5 protein-coding genes and 1 pseudogene are annotated in these 3259 nt (G+C 72.1%); 3 read left to right on the forward strand and 3 right to left on the reverse strand.

The window, feature by feature from the left end; all coding sequences use genetic code 11:
• Together GT354_RS54050 and GT354_RS16710 are read left to right on the forward strand one after the other, a co-directional pair.
• Window positions 1-280, forward strand: a pseudogene (locus GT354_RS54050) (hypothetical protein); the annotation flags it as partial.
• The gene (locus GT354_RS16710; RefSeq protein ID WP_161357100.1) at window positions 258-1004 is read left to right on the forward strand and encodes a TetR/AcrR family transcriptional regulator; all 747 of its coding nucleotides are present in this window, start codon (window positions 258-260) and stop codon (window positions 1002-1004) included. The pseudogene GT354_RS54050 and the gene GT354_RS16710, both read left to right, overlap by 23 nt.
• Window positions 1005-1082: 78 nt before the next feature.
• Here the strand turns inward: GT354_RS16710 and GT354_RS55795 are convergent, their stop codons facing one another.
• The 3 genes from GT354_RS55795 to GT354_RS16720 form a co-directional block, all read right to left on the reverse strand.
• A complete protein-coding gene (locus tag GT354_RS55795) occupies window positions 1083-1211 on the reverse strand; it encodes a hypothetical protein (RefSeq protein WP_272923830.1) in 129 nt (42 codons plus the stop codon).
• A gap of 100 nt (window positions 1212-1311) precedes the next feature.
• Entirely contained in the window at window positions 1312-1986 is a 675-nt protein-coding gene (locus GT354_RS16715; protein WP_161357101.1) for a hypothetical protein, read from the reverse strand.
• A 100-nt stretch (window positions 1987-2086) separates the two neighbouring features.
• Entirely contained in the window at window positions 2087-2833 is a 747-nt protein-coding gene (locus tag GT354_RS16720) for a GPP34 family phosphoprotein (RefSeq protein WP_161357102.1), read from the reverse strand.
• A gap of 271 nt (window positions 2834-3104) precedes the next feature.
• Between GT354_RS16720 and GT354_RS16725 the strand changes: the two genes are divergently transcribed.
• Window positions 3105-3259, forward strand: a 155-nt coding sequence (locus tag GT354_RS16725; protein WP_161357103.1) for an ATP-binding cassette domain-containing protein, incomplete at its 3' end; no start/stop codon positions are given.

Raw genomic sequence — 3259 nt, forward strand, 5'->3', positions numbered from 1 at the left:
GCTCGCCCCCGACGCCCGCGACCGGCCGCCGGCCTCGCGGCGCCGGATCGCGATGGTGTCCCAGGACCCGTACACGTCGTTCAACCCGCACCGCACCGTCGGCGATCCGATCGCGCGGGCCTGTCGGCTCGCCGGCCACGACACGCGCGCCGTCGAGATCGTCGCGGACCGGGTGCTCCGTCTCGACGCGAGGATCACACCGAGACGAGCTGATCACCCGACTCCGATCGCCTCGTCACGGTCGGTAGACTGCGACGGTGACCGCCCGAGGCCCCGATGACGAGCGAACCGAGTCCGCCTCCGGCCGCTACGGCCGGCGCCGGCCCCGTCCCGGGCTCACCCCCGACGCGATCGTGCGTACCGCCATCACGCTCGTCGAGCGAGACGGACTGCCCGCGCTGACCATGCGCGCCGTGGCCCACGAGTTGGGCGTGGGGCCGATGTCGCTCTACCGCCACGTCAAGGACCGCAACCACCTGCTGGTCGAGATGCTGGAGGTCGTCGCGGTGGGCCTGCCGGTGCGGGCCGCCGGCGACACCCCGCTGGAGCGCCTGCGCACCCGACTGCTCGCCGCGCACGCCCACCTGACCCGGCACGTGTGGGTGGTGCGGGTGTTGGCCGAGGGGGAGATGGTGGCCCGAGGGGCGTTGCCGTTCGACGAGGCGTGCCTGGCCGACTTCGCGGCTGCGGGGTTGGGCGTCGAGGAGGCGTCCTGGGCCTTCCTGAGCTGTTGGCAGTCCATCGTCGGGGACATCCTCGACGCGCACTCCACCGGTCCCGGCGTCGACACCCAGCGCCGGCTCGTCGCGCAGGCGGCGGTCCCCGACGAACTTCCCCACTTCGTCGCCGCCCTCCCGCACTTCATCGCCCGCCGCGAGGACCCCGAGCGCCGCGTCACCGCGTTCGCATGGTCCCTGGACCGAGCCCTGCGCGGCCTGCTCGGCGACGTCTCGGCACCGGATCGACCCGGCCGCCAGGCCGCCGGCCGGACCGCTCCGGCGTAGGCGTACGTTCGCGCGACGGCCGACAACCCGCCGGCCACGAGCGAGAGTTCGCCGCCCGTTGGGTGTACCCGGTGGGGTTCAGCGTCCTCGACCGGCGTCGTCGATTGCCTGCTTGGTTTCCTCCAGACGCACACCGGTGCGTTGGCGGTAGAACTTGATCGCCTGGATGTTGCGCCCCGCGTGCACGGCTTGCATCACCTCCGGCATCGTGCGCGGATCCAGACCGTGGGCGCCTCGTGCGCGGAGGTCCGCACGGCGGTCGCGCGCCCCCCGACACGCGTCGGCCCGGTTTCGCCGTCCGGTCCCGTCAGGGCAGGTCCCACACGGTGACCTCAAGACGGACGGGAACGTTTCCGGCCGGTGGCGCGAGAAAGCGGAGGTACGCGGTACGCCCCTCGTTGGTCTGGATACAAAAGCGCGAGTCCTTGGTGAGGTCGCCGCCCTGGTACGTGCCGCGCTTGTCGATCGCGTCGGCGCACTCCTCCGGCGTGGGAGCGGTGTCGCCCGCAGGGAGAGGAGCCAGAGTCATACCGGACCCGACGGTGACGAGTTCGGGCCTGGCGAACATGTAGCCGAATACGACGTCGGCGGCCTTGTTCGACTGGGTGACCAGCGGCGGATCGGTATCGAAGTCGACATAGCCGCTCGACGGTCCGGCCGACACCGGACCGGGCCCGAACAGGATCCGCGGCGACTTGGCCGCCGGCCCCGGCGCGCTCGACCCCGTCGCCCCGGACTGACCCGACGCCCCGGATGCCCCGGAGCCCGACGGTGCGCTCGCCTGCGGGCTCTGTACCGCAGGCGGGTTGGCCGTGTTCGACGACTTGTCGTTCGAGTCGCCACCCTGACTCGCTGCGATGGTGACGACGATGCCGATCACCGGGATGGCGATGCCCACCACCCACCACGCCCACTTCGGCTGACTCGGTTGCGGTGCGGGGGGCGGGTAGTAAGGTCCGTGGTTTCCCGGATCGTTGGACAAGTCGCCTCCGTGGAACGGGTATGGCCGGTCGGCGGCGGAACTCTATCCAAGCCCACCCCCCGACCGCACCCCACCACCCCGACCGGCGGCGGGGCGGTGGTCAGAATCCGCCGCCGAGGTCCTGGCCGTGGTTTTCGAATCGCCCCGGGGCGTAGTCGAGCGTCTCGTGGGGGTCGCGCGCGGGGCCGCTACCCGGGGTGCGGAGTTCGGCCGTCAATCGGGCGGTCAGCTCCTGGAGTTCGAGGTGAGGTTTCGAGGCCGGCCGTTCCGTCGTGGAAGGCGGTGGGCCGAGGACGTGGGCGGCCAGGCGCCGGCGGGCGAGCAGGCCGGTCGGACCGGGAAAGAGCCTGCCTTGGATGCCACAGGCGTGGATCAGGGCCACGAGCATCGAGTCGGCGGGGTCGGGATCCGCCGCGCCGGCGACGACCACCTCGACGCGCTTCCTGATTGCCGACCGACGGGCGACGTCGACGCGGCTGATCCGCAGGACGGTCGACCCGGAGCCGCCGGCCGCGCGGTCGACCCGAAGCGCCTTGCCCTGCTCCAGCCGCGACACGTACTCGTTCACGAAGCCCCGCGGCGTCGCCCGCAGCCACGAGCGCAACGTCGGCGGCGAGACGGACTGGCCCAGCCGGTTCAGGGCCTGATCGAGCCGGCGGTCACCGGTCGGCGTCGCACCCGTGCGGGTGATCCGGGCACGGCCGGGTGCCACCACGACCTTGCCCGCGTGGGCGAGTTCGAGCAGTTCCGCCCCCTGGAGCGCGAAGCGGATCCGGTCGGGATGCCGGATCCTCCCGAGCCTGGGCCCGATGGCGATCAGCAACAGGTCTTCCCCCACACTCCCCATGGCGCGACGCTAGCGCCGGGAGCCCCGGCCCGTCGTGGGGGAGAACCCTCTCTCGGTCCGGCGGCCGCGCATCGGCCGGGCGACCGAGTCGGGCGGCGCCACCGCTCCGGGCGCGGTCCGCCGGACGACGACGACCTGTCGAACGCGCGTGGCCCGAAGCGGGCGTACCGCCTTCCGGGTTGGGGAGTTCACTCGTCTCCCGTAGTACGGATGCGGATATCGCCGGTACGGGCGATCATAGGACCGCCCGAGGAGAAGGCGGCATACATCCATGATTGTTGCGGAAGGCCTCACCAAGAGGTACGGCACGAAAACGGCTGTCGACGACGTGAGCTTCGAGGTGCACCCCGGGCGGGTCACCGGGTTCCTCGGCCCCAACGGTGCCGGGAAGTCCACCACGATGCGGATGATCCTGGGCCTGGACCG

Source organism: Streptomyces sp. SID3343, assembly GCF_009865215.1.
Lineage (GTDB): Bacteria > Actinomycetota > Actinomycetes > Streptomycetales > Streptomycetaceae > Embleya.